This is a genomic window from Undibacterium sp. GrIS 1.2, assembly GCF_040544435.1.
Taxonomy (GTDB): Bacteria; Pseudomonadota; Gammaproteobacteria; order Burkholderiales; family Burkholderiaceae_D; genus Undibacterium.
Genome location: NZ_JBEONP010000062.1, coordinates 1 through 21,237 on the forward strand (window position 1 = coordinate 1; position 21,237 = coordinate 21,237).

At 46.7% G+C, this 21,237-nt stretch carries 14 protein-coding genes and 4 pseudogenes; 9 read left to right on the plus strand and 9 right to left on the minus strand.

All coding sequences use genetic code 11. The features are described 5' to 3' along the window. Positions 1-119 precede the first annotated feature (119 nt). Positions 120-2,450 carry a DNA topoisomerase IV subunit A gene (gene parC, locus AAKU61_RS19485; RefSeq protein WP_354334960.1) on the minus strand — a complete coding sequence of 777 codons (2,331 nt, stop codon included), beginning with the start codon at positions 2,448-2,450 and terminating at the stop codon, positions 120-122. A gap of 130 nt (positions 2,451-2,580) precedes the next feature. Continuing rightward, the gene (locus tag AAKU61_RS19490; RefSeq protein ID WP_354334962.1) at positions 2,581-4,572 is read right to left on the minus strand and encodes a DNA topoisomerase IV subunit B; all 1,992 of its coding nucleotides are present in this window, start codon (positions 4,570-4,572) and stop codon (positions 2,581-2,583) included. A gap of 321 nt (positions 4,573-4,893) precedes the next feature. Here AAKU61_RS19490 and AAKU61_RS19495 point away from each other — a divergent pair, with 321 nt between their 5' ends. Then, complete coding sequence (locus tag AAKU61_RS19495) at positions 4,894-5,721, plus strand: PleD family two-component system response regulator (protein ID WP_354334964.1); 828 nt, start codon at positions 4,894-4,896, stop codon at positions 5,719-5,721. Positions 5,722-5,833: 112 nt separating this feature from the next. On the opposite strand, the gene AAKU61_RS19500 is transcribed toward AAKU61_RS19495, so the two are convergent. Beyond that, complete coding sequence (locus AAKU61_RS19500; protein WP_354334966.1) at positions 5,834-7,003, minus strand: vWA domain-containing protein; 1,170 nt, start codon at positions 7,001-7,003, stop codon at positions 5,834-5,836. Between the two features lie 59 nt (positions 7,004-7,062). After that, positions 7,063-7,662, minus strand: coding sequence for a GNAT family N-acetyltransferase (locus AAKU61_RS19505; RefSeq protein ID WP_354334968.1), 600 nt, complete (start codon positions 7,660-7,662; stop codon positions 7,063-7,065). 290 nt (positions 7,663-7,952) lie between these two features. Here AAKU61_RS19505 and rpsT point away from each other — a divergent pair, with 290 nt between their 5' ends. Further along, complete coding sequence (gene rpsT, locus AAKU61_RS19510) at positions 7,953-8,219, plus strand: 30S ribosomal protein S20 (RefSeq protein ID WP_322118008.1); 267 nt, start codon at positions 7,953-7,955, stop codon at positions 8,217-8,219. A gap of 128 nt (positions 8,220-8,347) precedes the next feature. Here rpsT and AAKU61_RS19515 read toward each other — a convergent pair whose 3' ends face one another. Beyond that, positions 8,348-8,938, minus strand: a complete 591-nt coding sequence (locus AAKU61_RS19515) for a pseudouridine synthase (RefSeq protein ID WP_354334970.1) — start codon at positions 8,936-8,938, stop codon at positions 8,348-8,350. A 249-nt stretch (positions 8,939-9,187) separates the two neighbouring features. On the opposite strand from AAKU61_RS19515, the gene icd reads away from it, so the two are divergent. Continuing rightward, positions 9,188-10,441: an NADP-dependent isocitrate dehydrogenase gene (gene icd / locus AAKU61_RS19520; protein WP_322118010.1), complete on the plus strand. Its 1,254-nt coding sequence runs from the start codon at positions 9,188-9,190 to the stop codon at positions 10,439-10,441. A 558-nt stretch (positions 10,442-10,999) separates the two neighbouring features. On the opposite strand, the gene AAKU61_RS19525 is transcribed toward icd, so the two are convergent. Both AAKU61_RS19525 and AAKU61_RS19530 read right to left on the minus strand, forming a co-directional pair. Further along, positions 11,000-13,219: a TonB-dependent receptor gene (locus AAKU61_RS19525; protein WP_354334972.1), complete on the minus strand. Its 2,220-nt coding sequence runs from the start codon at positions 13,217-13,219 to the stop codon at positions 11,000-11,002. A 466-nt stretch (positions 13,220-13,685) separates the two neighbouring features. After that, entirely contained in the window at positions 13,686-14,411 is a 726-nt protein-coding gene (locus AAKU61_RS19530; RefSeq protein ID WP_354334974.1) for a GntR family transcriptional regulator, read from the minus strand. 216 nt (positions 14,412-14,627) lie between these two features. On the opposite strand from AAKU61_RS19530, the gene AAKU61_RS19535 reads away from it, so the two are divergent. Continuing rightward, entirely contained in the window at positions 14,628-15,230 is a 603-nt protein-coding gene (locus AAKU61_RS19535) for a hypothetical protein (RefSeq protein ID WP_354334976.1), read from the plus strand. A 162-nt stretch (positions 15,231-15,392) separates the two neighbouring features. On the opposite strand, the gene AAKU61_RS19540 is transcribed toward AAKU61_RS19535, so the two are convergent. After that, positions 15,393-16,130, minus strand: a complete 738-nt coding sequence (locus AAKU61_RS19540) for a ribonuclease T2 family protein (protein WP_354334978.1) — start codon at positions 16,128-16,130, stop codon at positions 15,393-15,395. Positions 16,131-16,413: 283 nt separating this feature from the next. Between AAKU61_RS19540 and AAKU61_RS19545 the strand changes: the two are divergent. From AAKU61_RS19545 to AAKU61_RS19555, 3 pseudogenes are all read left to right on the plus strand, one after another. Continuing rightward, positions 16,414-17,314, plus strand: a pseudogene (locus AAKU61_RS19545) (IS3 family transposase); the annotation flags it as partial. Positions 17,315-17,371: 57 nt separating this feature from the next. Further along, positions 17,372-18,121, plus strand: a pseudogene (locus AAKU61_RS19550) (transposase); the annotation flags it as partial. A 176-nt stretch (positions 18,122-18,297) separates the two neighbouring features. Continuing rightward, positions 18,298-19,340: pseudogene (locus tag AAKU61_RS19555) on the plus strand (IS481 family transposase). Positions 19,341-19,398: 58 nt separating this feature from the next. Here AAKU61_RS19555 and AAKU61_RS19560 read toward each other — a convergent pair. Continuing rightward, a pseudogene (locus tag AAKU61_RS19560) lies at positions 19,399-20,471 on the minus strand (IS3 family transposase). A 101-nt stretch (positions 20,472-20,572) separates the two neighbouring features. Between AAKU61_RS19560 and AAKU61_RS19565 the strand changes: the two are divergent. Both AAKU61_RS19565 and AAKU61_RS19570 read left to right on the plus strand, forming a co-directional pair. After that, on the plus strand, positions 20,573-20,878 hold the full coding sequence (locus AAKU61_RS19565) for a transposase (protein ID WP_354334980.1): 306 nt from the start codon (positions 20,573-20,575) through the stop codon (positions 20,876-20,878). Between the two features lie 23 nt (positions 20,879-20,901). Further along, the coding region (locus AAKU61_RS19570) for an IS66 family transposase zinc-finger binding domain-containing protein (protein WP_354334981.1) at positions 20,902-21,237 on the plus strand (336 nt) is incomplete at its 3' end.

Here is a 21,237-nt window from a genome sequence, read left to right on the forward strand (position 1 = left end):
TTTCATCTTGCCAGAAATGGCCGCTCCTTTCTCATCTATTTTGCGCTTCTCGCAATAAAATTACTCTCCGGTGTTTCGTTTTGCAAGAACCTCATCAGATACAACTATTCTCTACCAACTCAACCCACACTAAATATCCCACTTGGTTTGAGCTTGGATTCCAGCGCCTTACCTTTGCGAGCACGTTTGTTGATGTGGATACTCAAGGCCGACGCGCTTAAGACTACTTCTTGCGGTTTGGCTGCGCGCCCTATGCCGGCAACGCGGACACCTTTTTGGCTAATGGCTTGTGCTGCCAATAGTTTTTCTTTGGGTTCTAACTCCATCAAAATCACGCCTCTGCCGCCGCTGGCGAGTTGCTTGATTTCTGCCAGGCCGAATACCAGCAAGCGGCCTTTTTCTGATAAACAGGCAATCGCGCTGGCGTCTTCTGCTACCAGGGTTGGTTGCAATGGTTCATCGCCAACATCCAGCGTCATAAAGGCTTTACCTGCCTTCATGCGGCCAACCATGTCACTGGCTTTGGCGGTGAAGCCATAGCCAGCGCTGGAGGCTAGTAGCAGAGTTGAATCGGCTGTGCCCGCAAAGTAGTGCAAGATTTTTGTGCCGCTGGCCAGATCAATCAACGTAGTGATCGGCACACCATCACCGCGTGCGCCGGGCAGCGCTGCAACTGGGACGGAATAGACCCGGCCGTTGGAGCCAAACACCAGCAGCTGATCGATGGTCCGGCATTCAAAGGTGTTGTACAGACTGTCGCCCGCCTTAAAAGCGAATTGCGCATTGTCATGACCATGACCTGTGCGTGCGCGCACCCAACCTTTTTCTGAGATGACGACGGTGACGGGTTCGTCAATCACTTTTTGTTCTGCGGAAGCGCGCGCGGCTTCTTCGATCAAGGTGCGGCGTGCGTCACCAAATTGTTTGGTATCGGCCTCTATTTCTTTGATGATGCATTTCTTCATCGAGGCTGGATTGTCTAGCAGGTCTTGCAGACTGGTTTTTTCAATACGCAGCTCGGCTAGTTCTTGTTGGATTTTGATGGCTTCTAATCGTGCCAGCTGACGTAGACGGATTTCTAAAATATCCTCGGCCTGACGGTCGGATAATTTAAATGCGTTCATCAAGGCTGGTTTAGGCTCATCCGATTCGCGGATGATCTTGATGACCTTGTCAATATTCAACAGAACGGCTTCACGGCCTTCCAGAATATGAATGCGGTCATCGACTTTTTTCAGTTTGAACTGAGTGCGGCGGGTGACTGTCGCAAAGCGGAAAGTGATCCACTCTTTGAGAATATCGAGCAAGCCTTTTTGACGCGGACGTCCGTCGCCGCCGATCATGACCAGATTGATCGAGGTCGAGGTTTCCAGCGAAGTATGCGCCAGCAACATCTGCATAAACTCCGCCTGATCCTGATTTTTGGATTTCGGCTCTAGCACCAGACGTACCGCAGCCTCACGACCAGATTCATCGCGCACGGCATCGAGCATGGACAATACGACTTGCTTGAGCGAGGCTTGCTCTGGTGTGAGAGTTTTTTTGCCTAACTTAATTTTCGGATTGGTGATTTCTTCGATTTCTTCCAGAATTTTTTGGGAAGAAACACCGTGCGGCAATTCGGTAATCACTGCTTGCCATTGACCACGAGCCAGTTCTTCAATCTTCCAGCAGGCGCGTACCTTCATGCTGCCACGACCAGCTGCGTAGATATCGGCAATCGCAGCGGCGGGGGTAATGATTTGACCGCCACTAGGAAAATCCGGACCCGGAATCATGCTCATTAATTCAGCATGTTGCATAGCCGGGTTGCGGATCAGCGCTACGGCGGCTTTGGCGACTTCGGTCAGATTGTGTGACGGGATTTCGGTCGCCATACCGACGGCAATACCAGATGCGCCGTTTAACAAGACGAACGGCAAACGACCCGGCAGCAAGCTTGGCTCTTCAAATGAACCATCGTAGTTGGGTTGGAAGTCGACTGTACCAAGGTTGATCTCATCCATCAACAAGCGCGAGATAGGCGTTAAGCGTGCCTCGGTATATCGCATCGCTGCTGCACCATCGCCATCGCGTGAGCCGAAGTTACCCTGACCATCGATCAGCGGATAGCGTAGCGAAAAATCCTGTGCCATTCGTACCATCGCGTCGTACACGGACTGATCGCCATGGGGATGCAGCTTACCTAACACGTCACCGACTACGGTCGCGGACTTACGTGGTTTGGCGCTGGAGTTCAGACCCAGCTCATTCATCGAAAACAAGATGCGGCGCTGTACCGGTTTTTGACCATCGCACACATCCGGCAAGGCGCGGCCTTTGACGACGGAGATCGCATAGTCAAGATAGGCGCGTTCGGCAAAGCTGGCCAGCGTGAGGGTTTCTCCGCCATCGCCACCGCCTTTGTCGTCATCAGGTGCCTGATCAAATAAATTCGCTTGTTCGCTCATTGTGCTTAAATTCGTCGGTTAATTTATAAAAATAGGGGAGTATCAGCCAATTTGGTGCTTAACGTCCAATGATTATATGGACAATAAAATATACTTATGGGTAGTATATTTTTATGTGTCAGGCGGAAATCTAAATGTCTGCTTCTACTTCGTTACCATGTTCTTCCAACCAAGCGCGACGGGCGGCAGCTTCACCTTTGCCCATCAGCATATTGAAACGGGCTTCGGAGAAGGCTTGATCGAACTCACCCAAAGCCACTGGCAACAGGCGACGCGTATCCGGGTTCATCGTGGTTTCCCATAATTGTTCGGCATTCATTTCACCCAGACCTTTGAAGCGCGAAATCGCCCAGGCGCCGTCTTTAACACCGTCTTTGCGCAGCTTGTCTTCAATCGCGATCAGTTCACCTGCATCCAGTGCATACATTTTTTGAATCGGCTTTTTACCACGTGCTGGTGCATCCACCCGGAACAGAGGCGGGCGTGCAATGCAGACGTGACCTTGTGCAATCAATTTTGGGAAGTGTTTGAAAAACAGGGTCAGCAACAACACCTGAATATGCGAACCATCAACGTCCGCATCCGACAAAATACAAATCTTGCCGTAACGCAGATTAGTTAAATCGGGATTGTCGTTGACGCCATGCGGATCAACTCCGATTGCGACGGCGATGTCGTGGATCTCATTGTTCGCAAACAGACGATCACGTTCGGATTCCCATGAATTAAGAACCTTGCCGCGCAGAGGTAAAATTGCCTGGAATTCTTTATCACGCCCCATCTTGGCAGAGCCACCAGCCGAGTCACCTTCGACCAAAAACAGTTCGTTACGGGCGATGTCACTCGATTCGCAGTCGGTCAGTTTGCCTGGCAAGACTGCAACGCCTGAGGATTTTTTCTTCTCCACTTTTTGTGCGGAACGCAAGCGCGACTGGGCTTGCTTGATGACCAGTTCTGCGAGTTTTTTGCCATAATCAACATGCGAGTTCAGCCACAATTCCAGCGGTGGTTTGGTGAAGGAGGATACCAGCCGGACTGCATCGCGGGAGTTAAGCCGTTCTTTAATCTGGCCCTGGAATTGCGGATCAAGCACTTTGGTGGACAACACAAAAGAGACGCGAGCAAACACATCTTCAGGCAACAGCTTCACGCCTTTTGGTAGCAGCGAATGCATTTCGGCAAAGCTCTTGACTGCACCAAACAAGCCTTCACGCAAACCAGATTCATGCGTGCCGCCTGCCGGTGTTGGGATCAGATTGACATAGGATTCGCGCACAACCGCGCCTTCTTCTGTCCAAGCGACCACCCAGGCCGCGCCTTCACCTTCTGCAAAGCCGTCGCTCTCGCCACTGGCGTATTGTTCGCCTTCAAACAGCGGTATCAATGGCTCGCCATGGGATGATTGCGCCAAGGCCTCGGTTAAATAGCCACGCAATCCTTGATCGTATTGCCAGGTTTGAGTGTCGCCAGTTTTGGTATTGATCAACGTCACTTTGACACCGGGCAACAAGACTGCTTTAGATCGCAACAGTCTGGTTAATTCAGTCGCAGAAATCGTCGGCGAATCAAAATACTTTACGTCTGGCCAGATCGACACTCTGGTGCCGTTTTTCTTCTCACCACGTGCCAGTGCTTGCGACGTCAAAGGTTCAATCACATCGCCGTTGGCAAAGGTGAGCTTATGCACGCCTGCTTCACGCCAGACCGTAATTTCCAGTCGTGTCGATAATGCATTGGTAACTGAGACACCAACCCCATGCAGACCGCCAGAAAACGCATACGCGCCGCCCGAGCCTTTGTCGAATTTGCCGCCAGCGTGTAAGCGCGTGAAGACGATTTCTACGGTAGGGACGTGTTCTTCCGGATGCATACCAACTGGAATGCCACGCCCATCGTCTTCCACCGTTACGCTGTTATCTGCATTGAGGGTGACAACAATATTTTTACAGTGACCGCCCAATGCTTCATCCGAGGCATTGTCGATTACCTCTTGAATAATATGCAGTGGATTTTCAGTGCGGGTGTACATGCCCGGTCTTTGTTTGACCGGTTCCAGCCCTTTAAGGACACGGATGGATGATTCGCTGTAGTCGGATGGTGTGGTATTTTTTTTAGTGGCCATGCAATAAATACGTGTTGGTTGTCGCTGATGTTGGAAATTAGGTACTAATTAGGTACCATGTAGACAAATTATTCCACAAAATTTTTGTTTGCTAGCAAGGTTTGCCTGTATTCTGGCAATCATTTTAAATAGGTTTGGTAGAAAGTCATCAGAGCAATAAAATCGCTAGCAGATAGTAATGCGATCATAGCTGAGGTTAGCTTAACTTAGCTCAGGGACTTTTTTGCTGCGATCTTATCTTCAGTTTTTTTGCAATTTTTTTACAATTTCTTTGCAAGTAATTTGCGACTATTGTAGCTGTTATGTGTTGATGGATAAACGATGTCAGAAAAAAACCCAACAATCGCAATCCGACTGATTGGATTTATTCCTAAAGAAAACGACACGTTTTCTACCGTTCTTGCGGTGATGCGCGAGAAGGGCTATCGCTATCTATGCTTAAGAGATGGCAGCCTGCAAGACCCCGACCTTTTTATTGTCAATGCCGAAGATATGAAAGCCTTGGCAACACTGTCTGATATCAACCCTGGCCATGCGCAACCCGTTTTATTAATTGGTAAAACTAAGGTGAGCTTGCCTTACGCAGTTATGCCGCGTCCGATTCGCTGGCGTAAATTGTTTGATGTGCTTGATGAGTTAGCGGATGAGCGCCAGTTGTTGTTGACAACGTTAAGTGCTTATGGCGAGGTGGCGATACCCGAACGTCGTCGTCGTGAACGTTTAGATTTTGATTTGACCGACCCGTCGGTATATCAAAAAATGCGCAACTCCGCGACCCCACGGGGCGGCATTTTGATTATTGATAAGGACATGCGTTTCAGAGATTATGTCGCGGCAATTATGGAGCGGTATAACATTCCTGTGGGTATGAGTAATGATGCAGAGACAGCTTTAAGCTTGGATGCGCAATATCAATATGGATTGACCATGATTAATACATCGACGCCGGATATTGATCCCTATGGTTTATGCCGGTCACTCAAAGGTCAAAATGAACACCGTAAAACGAATGTCATGTTTTTGATCGATAAGACGTTTGTGTATAACCAGGAGTTTGCGCAAAGCGTGAGTTGCGATGGGTTTTTAAATAAGCCTTTGTCGCGCAAACTGGTTTTATCAACGATACAAAAATTTTTGCAGCTCACTTAAGCTGACCAATAATGGTTGACCTACTAGGTTCGGTGAGCTTCGGTGATTTTGCGTATCGTTTTGGAAGTTTCGTCCTTCCCATCTCGTGCTAATTCGTTATTTATTCACTTATTTATTTACTCAATAAGCGCATGCCGCGCTCCAGTCCCTCGATGGTGACTGGGAACATGCGATTGTTCATAATTTGCTTAATGATGGATACCGATTGACGGTATTGCCACAATCCCTCTGGTTCTGGATTGAGCCAGATGAACTTCGGAAAAGCTGAAGTAAACCGCTGTAGCCACGCTGCTCCCGCTTCTTCATTGTTATATTCGACTGAACCACCAGCCTGTAAAATTTCATACGGGCTCATGGTGGCGTCGCCAACAAAAATCACTTTGGTGTCTGGCGTATATTTGCGCAAAACATCCCATGTAGGAAATTTTTCTGCATGACGACGGCGATTGTTTTTCCATAAATGATCATAGACGCAGTTATGGAAATAAAAGAATTCCATATTTTTGAATTCTGTTTTTGCGGCTGAAAATAACTCTTCAGTCCTGGCAATGTGGTCGTCCATCGTGCCACCGACATCCAGCAACATCAAAACCTTGATATTGTTTTTGCGCTCCGGCTGCATTTTGATATCGAGGTAGCCTGCATTATTGGCAGTCGCTTTAATCGTCGCGTCCAGCGCCAACTCATCTTCTGCTCCGTGACGGGCAAATTTGCGCAAACGACGTAGCGCGATTTTGATATTACGTGTGCCGAGTTCGCGCTCATCATCGTAATCGCGGAAGGCGCGCGCTTCCCATACTTTGACCGCAGTGCGGTTGCCGCCTTTGCCGCCGATGCGTATGCCTTCTGGATTTTGTCCGCCATTACCAAACGGTGATGTGCCGCCAGTACCTATCCATTTATTGCCGCCTTCGTGGCGTTCTTTTTGTTCTTTGAGTAATTCTTGCAAGCGATCCATCAGCTTGTCGTAGCCAAATTTTTCTAGCGCTGCTTTTTGCTCATCCGTTAGTTCGCGCTCCATGCGCTTGGCTAACCATTCCAGAGGAATTTCAGGATTCTTTTCAAAAATCGTTTCTATTCCTTTAAAGTAAAGACCGAAGGCTTTGTCGAACTTGTCGTAGTGCGCTTCGTCTTTAACCATAATCGTGCGGGACAGAAAATAAAAATCATCCATCGACATGCTAATCAATCCTTTGTCCAGCGCTTCGAGCAGCGTCAGAAATTCCTTGATTGAGACAGGAATTTTTGCATCTTTAAGAGTGTAGAAAAAATCAATCAGCACGGCTGGCTCCTGCAAATCTTGGTTTAGTTTTACTGCAATCGGCGTATTAATTAAATTAGTTAACTACCGCCCTGATATTTTTCATGCATGTACTGCAAATTCTGTTTTACGCCAGCCCATTCGTTTTGCAGGATGCTATACACCACCGTGTCGCGAACCCGTCCATCTGGCAAAATCGTGTGGTTACGTAATACGCCGTCTCGTTTCGCCCCTAGGCGTTCAATTGCTGTTTGCGAGCGACGGTTAAACCAGTCTGTACGAAACTCAACGGCGATACACTCAAATATGTCAAACGCATGTGACAGCAAGAGCAATTTGCATTCGGTATTGATCGCGCTTCTTTGTACTCGCATGGCGTACCAGGTGTAACCGATTTCTAAGCGTTTATTATTATGATCGATATTGCAGTAACGTGTAGAGCCGACGATCTGGCCAGTCCGTTTTTCCCTGATCACAAAAGGAATTGCCTTTTTTTGATCTTGCATTTCTAACGCAAGATCAAGCCAGTTTTGCGTGTTTTCTGGGCTAGGTACTGAGGTGAAAAATAGCTTCCATAATTCACCGTCAGCCGCTGCCGCCTGAATCTCAGCAAAATGTTCTTGATGCAATGGTTCTAAGCTAACATGGCGACCTTGAAGTGTGATGGGCGTGCATTGCATAAGAAGTCCTTCAAATAAATAAGTGAGCTTAGGTGCTTAGTGTGTCAATATTTTGTGATGATTCCCAGATACAGAACGACACTTTGGGGATGAATACAACAATTCTTTCATTGTTTGTTATTGTTTCTATTAACTATCAGCAAAAATGCAGGGAATTCAGATCAATCCAGTGAGATGCTTGCCAACTTTTGAAAAAACAGTTACACTGCAAAGCTGTACAGAATTATGCGGCGTGGAAATTTGTGAGTTCACTTTGAACCCGTCGCTCTCGACCACGTTTAGGAAATCTCATGGCAAATACCGCACAAGCACGCAAGCGCGCTCGTCAAGCAGTAAAACAAAACGCACACAACTCCAGCCTGCGCTCGACGCTGCGCACAGCAATTAAAGCTGTTCGTAAAGCAATTGAAGCAGGTGATAAAGCTGTTGCAACTACAATCTTCCAAACTTCCGTTTCGACGATTGATCGCATTGCTGATAAAAAAATCATTCACAAAAACAAAGCAGCTCGTCATAAAAGCCGTTTAGCTTCCGCTTTGAAGGCTTTGTCTGCTTAATATTTAAGCGATAATTTGTTTGTTGGTATTGTCTTTGATAATACTAACGAATTGATTGTAAAGTCAGTAGTGAATAAAAAACCGCAATAAATTATTGCGGTTTTTTTGCGTCTTTAAAATTTCATTCTTTAGCTACGATTTCCAAGATTTCCTGATTTGATGCGCGCCAGCCATTCTGCACTGACTTCTTGCCATGAGCCTGGCATTAGTGCGTGACTTTCTAGTGTAAAATTGGCAATTCCACTGCGTATTAATCTTAAAGTTGGCAGACCAACTGCGGCTGTCATGCGCCGAACTTGCCGATTTTTCCCTTCCGTTAAGCTAATGCTAAGCCAGCTCGTAGGCTTATCCTCCCTATGTCGTATTGGAGGGGTGCGATCCCACAGCCAGTCTGGTTCATAAATATGTTTAACTTGACATGGCTTGGTGACAAAATCGCCTAAGTCCAGGGGATTTCTTAACCTCGCTAATGATTCTGGTGTCGGCTGACCTTCGACCTGAACCAAGTAAGTTTTTGCTTGTTTTAAATCTGGATGGCTAATCGAATGTTGTAACTTCCCGTTATCGGTCAGCAATACAAGCCCCTCGCTATCTGCGTCAAGGCGTCCAGCAGGGTAGACATTAGGTACATCGACGTAATCGGCTAATGTCTGGCGCGTTGGATGCGCCGAGAACTGGCACATCACGTCGTAAGGTTTATTGAGTAATATCAGTTTCATGGCGCTATGATAATCTGCGTATGCCTAGTATTGCAAAGTGATGGCATCTAGTAAAATACTAGTGCATAATACGAAATGGTAGTCTTGTGTCTTATATAAGAGTACATTCAGAGTATATTCGGAGTAAATTTAGAATAAATTTATTTGCATTTTTATATTTGTATTTACTTGAATATGTATATTCGGCCAACAAGGCTTGTTACGAGCGAAGCGCGATCCGCTTAATCGCCTCAATCTACGGAGAAAAAGATGTATCAACATATTAAAGTTCCTGCCGAAGGTAAGCAAATTACCGTCAATGCTGATTTCTCGTTAAACGTTCCAGATAATCCAATTATTCCGTTCATTGAAGGTGATGGCACTGGTGTTGATATCAGCCCTGTCATGATCAAAGTGGTGGATGCTGCTGTAGCTAAAGCTTACGGCGGCAAGCGCAAGATTAGCTGGATGGAAATCTACGCTGGTGAAAAATCGACAAAAGTATACGGTCCTGATGTCTGGTTGCCAGAAGAAACCCTAAAAGTCTTGAAAGACTATGTCGTTTCTATCAAAGGCCCATTGACTACACCAGTTGGCGGCGGTATCCGGTCTCTGAACGTGGCGCTGCGTCAAGAGTTAGATTTATATGTCTGCTTGCGCCCGGTTCGCTATTTCAAAGGCGTGCCATCCCCAGTGCGTGAGCCAGAAAAAACTGACATGGTGATCTTCCGCGAAAACTCGGAAGATATCTATGCGGGTATTGAATTCCAGGAAGGCTCTGATCAAGTTAAAAAACTGATCAAGTTTTTGCAAGACGAAATGGGCGTTAAAAAAATCCGTTTCCCAGATACCTCAGGTATTGGCGTTAAACCAGTATCCCGTCAAGGTACTGAGCGTTTGGTACGTAAAGCGATCCAGTACGCGATCGACAACGACAAGCCATCCGTAACGATCGTTCACAAAGGCAACATCATGAAGTACACCGAAGGTGGCTTCCGTGATTGGGCTTATGCTTTGGCTCAAAAAGAATTCGGCGCAGAATTGATCGATGGTGGTCCATGGTGCAAGTTCAAGAATCCAAAAACGGGTAAAGATATTATCGTCAAGGATTCCATCGCTGATGCGTTCTTGCAGCAAATCTTGTTGCGTCCGGCGGAGTACAGTGTGATCGCAACATTGAATCTGAACGGCGATTACATCTCTGATGCATTAGCTGCACAAGTTGGTGGTATCGGCATTGCTCCAGGCGCTAATTTATCTGACTCTATCGCGATGTTTGAAGCTACTCACGGTACAGCGCCTAAGTATGCCGGTAAAGACTATGTGAACCCAGGTTCATTGATCTTGTCCGCAGAAATGATGTTGCGTCACATGGGTTGGGCTGAAGCGGCGGATCTGTTGATCAGCGCGACAGAAAAAGCGATCACTGTGAAGAAGGTTACTTACGATTTCGCACGTTTGATGGAAGGTGCAACACAAGTATCTTGCTCCGGCTTTGGCGATGTAATGATCGAAAATATGTAAAACTCATCCAGTGCTTTGTTGCACTAGATCGTTCTATGTAGCAAGCCCTTGATTTTCCTCGTGAGAATCAAGGGCTTTTATTTTGTACTGTCGATGATCTTAAAATTCTATTTATGGTCAAGATAGCTGATATTTATCTCATTAAAGCTAGACCATTAATCACGAAAATTATAGATACTCCTAATTAGTATATTTATTTGCCCATAGAATCATTGGACGATAAGCGATATTATATAAAAATAGGGGGGAGTATATCAAATCGATATTTTTTCAATCACCAAAAGAACAGTCCACCTTGCCGGTGCGTCAATCATGTGTTGAGGCTCGAATAGATATCAGAAGTCAGACCAGATATGGTGCGTTGGTAGCTACGTGTACCAAAAATATCGTCGTTTGATGCAGGGAGTTGAAGTGCTTGAGAGGGCAGTGCTTACTAGCTCAGAGTAATGCTGGGAGCGTTACCGCTTCTCCCAGCATAATCAAAATAAAATATCAGTTTTCTATTTAAAAAGATGCGCCATACATCCAATCAATTATGCAGTATGACGCAATTTTCTATTAGAAATTACCCTTGAACTGGACACCAAAGATGCGCGGTTCGTTGATAAAGCCAGTCAAGTTATTGAAGTCAATACCGCCGGTTACACGTACTGTGTTGGTGATGTTGCGGGAATAAGCGGCCACTTCATATTTGCCATCTTTCCAGCTATATCCAACGCGTAAGCCGCCTTCGACCAATGGTTTGCCAGTGAATTCTTTGGCTTCATAAAGGAAGAAATTGATTTTGCTGCGATAAGACCAGTCGGTATAGAAAAACAACTCACTATCGTCACTCATCGGGATGCCATAGCGCAGTGTTGCATTAGCAATCCATTTTGGTGCTTGTGGCAAAGGATTTCCGTTAATCAAGACACGATTGGCTGAATTGATTGGATCGGTAATCGTACACGCAGCACATTTAGCGACGACTAGATTTGGATCTTGAATTTCTGTAAAGTTGTAGCTACCCCCCAGAGTTGCACGCAATCTATCTGTCAGCAAGGCTTCAAAATCAACTTCTACACCATGACCCACTGTTTTGGCTGCGTTCAGCAACATGGTGGTATTTGATTGCCCACCGACTGCAGTCAACTGTTGATTTTTGATATCAAAATCATAGATGCTGGCATTAACTCGCGCGCGGCGGTTAAATAGATCTACCTTGATACCAACTTCGGCAGATAAGATGGTTTCTGCGTTGGCAACGGTGATTGGTACTGTCGTCGACGGTGCTGCAATACTCGGTGCTCTAAAGCCAGTGGCGATACGGGTATATAGATTGATATCTTTATTCAATGCATAGGTTGCACTTGCATCCCAGCTTACTTTAGAAGCAGATTCTTGCACTGCGCTAGGTCCTATTGAACCTACTACATTGGCATTGAAATATTTTTTATCTTCGGTGTAGCGTAAGCCGCCACGTAATTTGATCTGGTCTGTCAAATCGTAATTGAGTGAGCCAAACATCGCCCATGCATCATTTTCCTGGCGGCTATTAACGGCGCTAGTTTGAGCACCAGTCGTACTGTTATAGCCGTTACTGAAACCGGTTGTACCTTCATTAAAGTAGTACAAACCTGCTTGCCAGTTCAGAGGGCCGGTATTCTTAGATTCTGCGCGGAACTCCTGCGTGAGTTGGCGATGATTGCGGATGCCGCCACCAGTCTCTGATTGGAAAGGAATGAAACCAGGTCCAGTTGGATTACCACCGTCAATGTCGCCACGGCTGAAATAGCTGCTAATAGCTTCATAACCAGTGATGGAGAACAGTTTGATGCCGTCCAGATTCCAGGTTAAACGTGCACTCGCGCCGTTGGTGCGCAAAGTTTGGTAGTTTTTGCCGTTTGTAGCAATCTTGTCTGGATCAAAACCATCGACCAGATCGTTGCTACCTTTTTTGATGATATTGGCGCGGAATAAGCGGGCACTGCCATCAGTATCGCGGGCATGAATATTGAACAGCGCATTGAAGGTCGTGTTAGGGGCATACAAAAACTGCAGACGTTCTGCGTTCTCGTTATAACCTTCCAGAGATTTCTTTTGACCAGTGAATGTGTTATCCACAAAATTATCACGATGTTGACCTAACATCGAAAAACGCATTGCCCATTCTTTGTTGATTGGCGCATTGACGGCGCCTTCAACGTTGACCGTATTGTAGGTTGCTTCAGATACGCTGTAGTAGCCTTCGGTGCGGTTGAGGATTGGTTTGGCTGAGTCAAACTTAACTACACCGGCTGGTGTGTTACGTCCAAACAAAGTACCTTGTGGTCCGCGCAACACTTCAACGCCAGCCAGATCAAAAATCGGGAAGCCTTTTAAGTCAGCATTTTCTTGCACGATATCGTCGTAAATCAAAGAAACTGGCTGGGAAGCGAATGTACTGAAATCGGTATTACCATAACCACGGATATAAAAACGTGGGAAAGTGCGGCCATTAGATGACTCAATATTCAAACTTGGCACTTTAGCTGCCAACAAGCGAATATCGCCGCCACCAGATGTCAGAACGTCCAATTTTTCTCCACGCAATTGCGAGATGGAGCTTGGAACATCTTTCATATTTTCTTGGCGACGCTCGGCAGTTACGGTAACAATTTCTAATTGTCCCGGTGCCTTCACTGGGTCTGCTGGCACCGCTGTTTGTGCCATTGCACAACCAAACGGCAACGCGGCTAGCGTCAACATCATTCCGCGCGTTCGGTTTAACCGACGCAAAGTTTTCGATTTCTTGCTCATTTCCCAACCCTCACTTTTTTATAAGTAAAAAAACTTTTTACTCGTTTTGCGCTTTTTATTGTGCAATCACAAGTTAATTTTATATATGCAAATAGCATGCCAGAATTGAGGAGGAAAATAAATGAAAACTAAAAAATGTATACAAGTTAGTTGTATTTTTATTCGTTAAACTATATTTGGCTTGCTAAATTTTCTTCACTGAAATCTAAAATTTTATCGATTAATGCAGCCAGATAATTAGAGGCCGCATCAATTTAGACCAAATAAGGCTTACTTATTGTTTGATTTTGGTGCAAGGAGAAAATATTCTTGAAGAAGAATGATTTTGTGGAAAAAGCAATTGTATACAATTGTTCAAAGATCTCTCTGGATGTTGATAAGTGTTTGATCAGGACTAAATAAATATAAGACGTACCAGAAAGTGATCTAAGTGGTTTCAATTTTTAAGTGATCATTTAGCGAACCATCAGTTGATTTCCAATATTTCGGCCAAGTTAATTTCTAGCTCCTCATCTTTGAGTTGTAGAGCATTCTCTATATCTAACAAATGCTGATCCATTAACTGGCATGCCAGCGTCACGTCACCTGCGGCAATCGCATCAATCAAACGACTATGTTCATCATTAGGGCAGGTATTCGTCTCTGGCGATTGGTATAGCGCAATGATCAGCGAACAGCGAGAAACCAGTTCTTGCAAAAAACGGATCAGCACGGTGTTACCGGCGACTTCCGCTAGCAAGACGTGAAAATCGCCTCCAAGACGTATCCATTTTGGATAGTCTTGTGTGTGATAAGCATGATGTTCGTCGATAATTAATTGTCTTAACCTGGCTATTTGCAAAGGCGTCGCACGGTTAATCGCCAGGGGCACAATCGCTGCCTCTATTGCTCTGCGAGCGGCGAAGATGTCGCGAGTTTCCTGATGAGTTGGCTGCGCCACGATGGCGCCCCGGTTGGGTCGCATCTCGAGAATATGGTCATGGGCTAATCGTTGCAGCGCTTTTCTTACCACCGTTCTACTGACAGAAAAAAGTTCACAAAGACTGGTTTCAGTCATCTTTGTACCAGGCGGCAGGCGCTGACTCATGACGGCTTTTAGTACAGAGTTATAGATTTTTTCGTCAGTTGGTATAGCACCGCGCTTTACCGTTACTTTTACCGGGCGCAGCAGTTCAGTTGATTTCAGGCTCATACGTTTCTTCTTGATGAACAGCGATCGAACGCAGACTGTACTTTATTCTTTTACGATTGTGAACCTTTGCTAAGCAATCTACGCAACTTGAACATACACATTTCTTGTTTCAGTTTGTTGCACTTCTTACAGTGTTCAAACCGGATCGGGTCAACGATCCCATGCCAGCCCGCGTTTTTACGAGTACTACCCCCTCAACATGAAAAGAGAAAAATCATGAAAAAAAATCGCCTCGCTACATCCACATTATTCACCGCAATCCTCGCTGTTGGCATGCTTGGTCTATACAGCAGCCCAAGTTTTGCCGATACTGCAACCAACGTACAGCGCGATAAAAAAGCCGAATATCATGATCGTGCTGATGTACATCGTGACAAGACCGATTTAACGCATGATCGCCATGATGTTGCCCGCGACAAAAAAGATCTTAATGCAGCGGAAGCCAACGGTAATCAAGCGGCAATCCAACGTGATCAAACTGCATTGAAATTAGACAGCAGACAAGTGGGTCGTGAAAAAGCGCATCTGAATGCCGACCGCAGCAATCTGTCAAAAGACAAACAAGACGCTGCTAACGGTGTCTATAACTCGGCACGCCAGGCTGGCCATGCAGAGAAAGATATCAACCGTGATCAAACCGCCGTCGTACATGATCGCCATGATTTAAATCGTGATCGTAAGGATTTAGTGGCGGATCAAGCTGCCGGCAATACCGCTGGTGTTGCACGTGATCAGCAAGCTGTGAAATATGATGGAAAAACACTGAACCGTGATAAGTCTGAGCGTAAGCATGATGAGAATGCGCTGAATCAAAACTAAGCTGCATGCTGAATTAGTGTGATGGTCAATGTTCTAAAAAATATGTCCCGCTTTAAACAGAGCGGGACATATTCATTTGTAAGATCGTGTTTGGAATAAAGCGGAGCATCTGTTTCATTCCAACATAAAACTATGTCGTAACTCTAATTACGACAAAATAAATTATGGCTTCACAATATAGATATTCGATTTAGGACAAGTGCTGGCAACATTACCATCCAGGACTAAAGACGAGCCGCTAGGGAATTGTGCCAACTGGTCTTTATTGATCGAAATCCACGCTTCAGTAAAATAATTTTTACCGCCACTTGTAACGCATTTCAGTGACACTGCCGTGTGTGTATTGCTACCGAAAGCATTATCAAACGCCGTTAACATTTGTGCACGAGTGACATATTGACCCAAATGCGTTTGTATAAAACTGTTAAAGCTTGTGCTGTTTAAACCTTGTACTAATTGCTCTGCCGCGCCCCAAAATGCATCTGGTGTCGCCATGCCAGAGCAAGATCCATGTTTGTAATACTCATGCTTATCCAGACATTCTGCAACGCCCGGCATATACGGCGTCAGTTTTTTAAAGCCTGCTGCGGTGACACCATAAGCATCCATTTGGCACCATGTACTGGACTTATCTAAATTAATTTCTTTCTGCGATACTCCACAATAAAACGGTTGCGTCCCGGTGTAGTCATTAGGCCATAAACCGTGCAGAGAGAAGTTACTTGCCGCATAGCTGCCTTTTAAATTGGTACATTCAGAATTGCCGCTACTGGTTGCGCAAAATCCTGGTTCCCACTGTGCTGCCAACAAAAAATAGTCGTACGTCTGCGCTTGCGCCGCTGTATTGACGGCAACGACGGCAATCAAGCTCACTACAGTTTTAATGAAAAGCTTCAACATGTGATTCTCCTAAAACGAATGTTAGGGGGGAGGGGAAACTTATTCTTAAGAAATGAGCTTAAGAATAAGCGCTAACAAAAATATCACAGTATTGACAAAAAAATACTGCGAAGGCAGCAAATATAAAGTGCTGCTATGACAGCGCGATGACATTACTGTAACCATATTTTGACCACAATATAAAGTCGAGCGGCTTAGCAAATTTCTGGAGTAGGTGAGGTTCCCCTGGAATTTAGTCTGCCAAGGGTAACGTAAAATTAACGTTACTTTTGAACGACAAGAAATGAAGAAGATACCTAAGCAGGCTTACACGACGGAGTTCAAGGAGTTAGCCGTCAAGCGCGTGACCGATAGTGCGTCAATTACAGCAGTAGTCCAAGAGTTGGGTCTTGGCGACCAGACACTGCGCAACTGGATCAAAGCTGCTGCATAAGGCAAGCTTAAAGGCGCTGGTAACAAGGTGGTGACTCAAGAGGCGATGGAACTGTCCCGATTACCTGCCGAGGTTGCGCGACTCAAACGGGAGAATGAAATCCAAAAAAAAGCGACGGCGTACTTCGCGAGAGATGTTCTGTGAAGTTCGCCTGGATGAATAGGAATAGCAGCGCCTATGCACTGGCTGAAATGTGTATGGTTTCTTGAAGTGAGTCTGAGCGGTTACCGTGCATGTAAACGTGGTGGCACGCCCGACCGACCGGAAGCGGCTGACCGAAGTGCAGATGCTGGCTGTCATAGAAGCCATTCATGTTGAACTCAAGGGCGCTTACGGCAGCCCGCGTATGCTGCGTGAGTTGAGACAGCGAGGCTTTAAAGCTAGCAAGGAGCGCACTGAGCGACTCATGCGTGAGAATGACATCAGGGCACGGCATAAGCGGCGCTACAAGATCACCTCGGACTCGAAGTATGCGCTGCCGGTGGCGGAGAATCTGCTGGATCGAAATTTTATGCCGACCGCACCCAACCAGGCCTGGACGTCAGACATGACGTATCTGTGGACTGACGAGGGCTGGCTGTATCTGGAAATTGTGCTCGATCTGTTCAACCGTGAAGTGATTGGCTGGTCACTCAGGTAGCGCATGACAACCGATATTGTGATGGATGCATTGACGATGGCGCGGGTTCGCCACCGCCCTGAAGCGGGTGTTATGCATCATTCCGATCGCGGCAGCCAAGGCGGATCCAACCGGTCGTTGCAACACCTTTAATCGAAGAGGTGTTTCATGGGTCGAAGTATGGAACGAGTGCAAAAGATAACGTGGCGAGAGGCGATGCGTTCGCCGGGTTCGCCGTCGCTCCGGGGTGAGATTGAGCGTCTGTTTTGGAAACAGATCGCCTCAGGGATCACGAGCGAGAAAGCGGCAGAGGCAGTTGAAGTATCATCGGTAGTTGGTTCACGCTGGTTCTGCTATCGTGGCGGTATGCCACTTTTTATGTCGAACCCGATGTCGGGGAAATACTTGTCGTTCGCGGAACGAGAAGAAATTGGATTGCTCTCGGTACAAGGAATCGGCGTGCGCGAGATTGCTCGTCGTGTTACATGTAGTCCATCAACGGTCTCGCGGGAGCTCAAGCGCAATGCTGCCACTCGTTGTGGGCACCTCGAATATCGGGCGTCGGTCGCGCAGTGGAAGGCTGAGCGTGTGGCCAAAAGGCCAAAGCCAGCAAAGCTAACGACTAACCCGCAACTGCGTCATTATGTGCAAGATCGTTTGGAAGGCAAGGTTCATGACATCAATGGCCGTGAGATTATCGGTCCTTGTCAGGCGCCGTTCAAGGGACGCGGCAAACCACACCGCGGAGACCGCAAATGGGTTAGTGGCTTGTCGCCTGAACAAATAGCTAACCGGCTAAAGATCGACTTCCCGGATCATGAATCTATGCGTATTTCTCACGAAACCATTTACCAAGCTCTCTACATTCAAGGACGCGGTGCTCTCAAGCGCGAGTTAGTAAGTTGCCTGCGCACCGGCAGAGCGTTACGCGTGCCGCGGTAATCCCCCCATTTTTAGAGGGTGCTAATAGTATAAGCTAAGGCGCAAGGGTCAACTTCTGTGTATTAGTTTCGATTTGATCTGACAGTAGATCCTTGCAAAAGGAGAGATTACCCGGTTTGATAGAGGTGCGAATCTTTATTAAACCAGCACGAAAGTGCCACAGTAGTAATCTCATGAACAGTATTTCTCAAAACGTCATTAAACACAAGGTTGGGTTACTCAACCTGGCTGCCGAACTTGGTAACGTGTCCCGAGCCTACAAAGTAATGGGCTTTTCGAGGGACACGTTTTACCGTTATCAGTCGCCGTTGAGAGCGGCGGAGTTGAAGCTCTGATCGATTCCAACCGGAGGAAGCCAAATCTGCGCAATCGTGTTGATGATGTCGTTGAAGACGCAGTTAAAGCGTTTGCAATTGAACAGCCAGCATTTGGTCAGGTTAGAGTTTCCAATGAGCTACGTCGACGTGGAGTGTTTGTTTCGCCCTCTGGCGTGCGTTCAGTCTGGTTGCGACACGATCTCGAATCGTTTAAGAAGCGGCTCTCAGCGCTAGAGAAGCATGTTGCTGAAACGGGTGAAGTTCTGACTGAAGCTCAAGTTGTCGCTCTCGAACGGAAGAAGGATGACGACGTCGCATTCGGTGAAATTGAAACTGCGCATCCTGGTTATCTTGGCAGTCAGGATACGTTCTACGTTGGCACGATCAAGGGCGTTGGGCGTATTTACCAGCAGACATTTGTTGATACCTATTCGAAGGTAGCTACAGCTAAACTCTACAGCACCAAAACCCCGATTACGGCTGCTGACCTAATCAATGACAAGGTATTGCCGCTCTTCGCCGAATACGAAATGGGCTTAATTCGAATCTTGACTGATCGAGGAACCGAGTATTGCGGCAGGCCAGAGGCGCACGATTATCAACTCTATCTTGCGTTAAATGAAATCGAACATACAAAAACCAAGGTGCGTCACCCTCAGACCAACGGCATCTGCGAGCGGTTTCATAAAACCATTCTGAATGAGTTTTACCAGGTCACGTTCCGGGAAAAGATTTACTTGTCGATTGAGGAGTTACAGAAAGACCTTGATGACTGGCTGTATTACTACAATCACGAACGTACTCATCAAGGAAAAATGTGTTGTGGTCGTACACCAATTCAAACACTAATTGACGGAAAGGAGGCGTGGCACGATAAAATCACAAAACTAAATAACTGAATTTGATCTGACAATTCCGCACTCCAAACCGGGTGACTGTCAGATCGGGTCGCAACTACTACAACTTCTGTTTCGGGATGATGCCTCCCAGAACCATGTTAGGCCGTTCGTGATTGTAAGTCCAAAGCCAGTTGGTGGCGAATTCTTGAACCTCGGCGACGGTATCAAATAAATGATGCGCAAGCCAATCGTAGAGTACGGTCCGATTGTAACGTTCGACATAGGCGTTCTGTTGCGGCTTGCCTGGCTGGATGTGGGCAATCTTGATGTCGGATTTTTCTGCCCATGCGAGCAGATCGGCGCTGATATATTCAGAGCCGTTATCGCACCGAATGATCTTGGGTGCACCACGCCATTCGATGATCTGGTTGAGCGAACGAATGACGCGTATAGTCGGCAGTGAGAAGTCCACGTCGATTGCTAAGCCTTCCCGGTTGAAGTCGTCAATCACATTGAACAAACGAATGCTTCGTCCATCGGCCAACTGATCGTGCATGAAGTCCATTGACTAGGTTTCGTTCGAGGTGGTCGGTGCTGATAGCGCTTCGGGCTTTTCTCTTACTAAACGCTTCTTGGGTTTGATTCTCAAATTCAACTCCAGCTCGCGATAAATCCGATAGACCCGCTTGTGATTCCAGCCATAACCTTTGACGTTGCGCAGATACAGGAAGCACAGACCAAAGCCCCAATTGCGTTGGTTGTGAGTTAAACGAACAAGCCAATCCGCTCCCTCGGCGTTCTCCGATGACAACTTTGCTCGATATCGATAACAGGTCTCGCTCATGTCGAAAGCCTTGCAGACGACCCTAATACTGGCCGCGTGCTGACTTACAGCCGAGCCATCTCACGTCGGCGAGATGGCTCTACCCCTTTTTTGACAAAGCCTCGGTCACGATCTCGGCCTTGAGACGCTCCTCGGCATACATCTTCTTAAGCCGACGATTTTCCTCTTCCAATTCCTTCATTCGTGACATCAGGGATGCATCCATACCCCCCAAATTCGGCGCGCCACTTGTAAAACGTGGCTGAACTTATACCGTGCTCCCGGCAAAGATCCGGCGCAAGCTTACCTGCTTCTGCTTCTCTTAGGATGGCAATAATCTGGCTGTCGGTAAAGCGTGATGTTTTCAGATAAAACTTCCTCAATTTTAACTAAAGAAAATCCTACTTTTAAACGCCATCTTTTTCTGGGGGGATTACCGTACTTCCCTCTAAATTTTTGACATTATTAAATGTCTGCTGAATTAGGGGAAGTTCAACTGGCGCGCAAAAAGCAGCATATACATTGTCTAAAAATCGGTGACCAAGACTGGCGTAAGTTACTCATCGCGCCATGCAAACATGATCGGCTGGTCTACGCCGAGCATTTGCTCGGTCGCCTAGCCCAAGTGCTGGAGTATCTTTCGCCTTGTATCTACCGCTTGGCGATTTCAGAAGAAAAGCTGGTCAGACTGATTGACGACACGTACGCATTTCGGGGGCGTGAGAACGACTATCCAGGCGAGAGAAGGGTGAACAGTCGCTGGCAGAAATCTTAATCCCGCGTGTCCTAAAACACTTAATGTCACCGGGGTTCAAGCGCATTGATATCGTGCATGATGTGCCGGAAAAGGAACGTACCTGCCCATGCGGCACACCGATGGTGGTTATTGGTGAAGAAATCAGCGAACAGCTCGACATCATTCCGATGCAAATTCAGGTTCTACGCCACATTTGTCTGCGTTATGGCTGCCCAGGTAGTCTGCATGCGCCGGTTATTGCCGCACTGCCGCCACAACCTTTACCTAAAAGCAATGCCAGTACCGATTTGCTGGCAATGTTATTGGCGGTTAAATTTATCGATGGAATGCCACTGGCGCGCTTTGAAATTGTATTGGCACGACATGGGATACGGATA

Excerpts from the sequence above, each read along its gene's own strand:
- parC (WP_354334960.1), bottom strand. The coding sequence starts at position 2,450 with ATGAGCGAACAAGCGAATTTATTTGATCAGGCACCTGATGACGACAAA.
- AAKU61_RS19490 (WP_354334962.1), bottom strand. The coding sequence starts at position 4,572 with ATGGCCACTAAAAAAAATACCACACCATCCGACTACAGCGAATCATCC.
- AAKU61_RS19495 (WP_354334964.1), top strand. The coding sequence starts at position 4,894 with ATGTCAGAAAAAAACCCAACAATCGCAATCCGACTGATTGGATTTATT.
- AAKU61_RS19505 (WP_354334968.1), bottom strand. The coding sequence starts at position 7,662 with ATGCAATGCACGCCCATCACACTTCAAGGTCGCCATGTTAGCTTAGAA.
- rpsT (WP_322118008.1), top strand. The coding sequence starts at position 7,953 with ATGGCAAATACCGCACAAGCACGCAAGCGCGCTCGTCAAGCAGTAAAA.
- AAKU61_RS19515 (WP_354334970.1), bottom strand. The coding sequence starts at position 8,938 with ATGAAACTGATATTACTCAATAAACCTTACGACGTGATGTGCCAGTTC.
- icd (WP_322118010.1), top strand. The coding sequence starts at position 9,188 with ATGTATCAACATATTAAAGTTCCTGCCGAAGGTAAGCAAATTACCGTC.
- AAKU61_RS19525 (WP_354334972.1), bottom strand. The coding sequence starts at position 13,219 with ATGAGCAAGAAATCGAAAACTTTGCGTCGGTTAAACCGAACGCGCGGA.
- AAKU61_RS19530 (WP_354334974.1), bottom strand. The coding sequence starts at position 14,411 with ATGAGCCTGAAATCAACTGAACTGCTGCGCCCGGTAAAAGTAACGGTA.
- AAKU61_RS19535 (WP_354334976.1), top strand. The coding sequence starts at position 14,628 with ATGAAAAAAAATCGCCTCGCTACATCCACATTATTCACCGCAATCCTC.
- AAKU61_RS19540 (WP_354334978.1), bottom strand. The coding sequence starts at position 16,130 with ATGTTGAAGCTTTTCATTAAAACTGTAGTGAGCTTGATTGCCGTCGTT.
- AAKU61_RS19565 (WP_354334980.1), top strand. The coding sequence starts at position 20,573 with ATGTCTGCTGAATTAGGGGAAGTTCAACTGGCGCGCAAAAAGCAGCAT.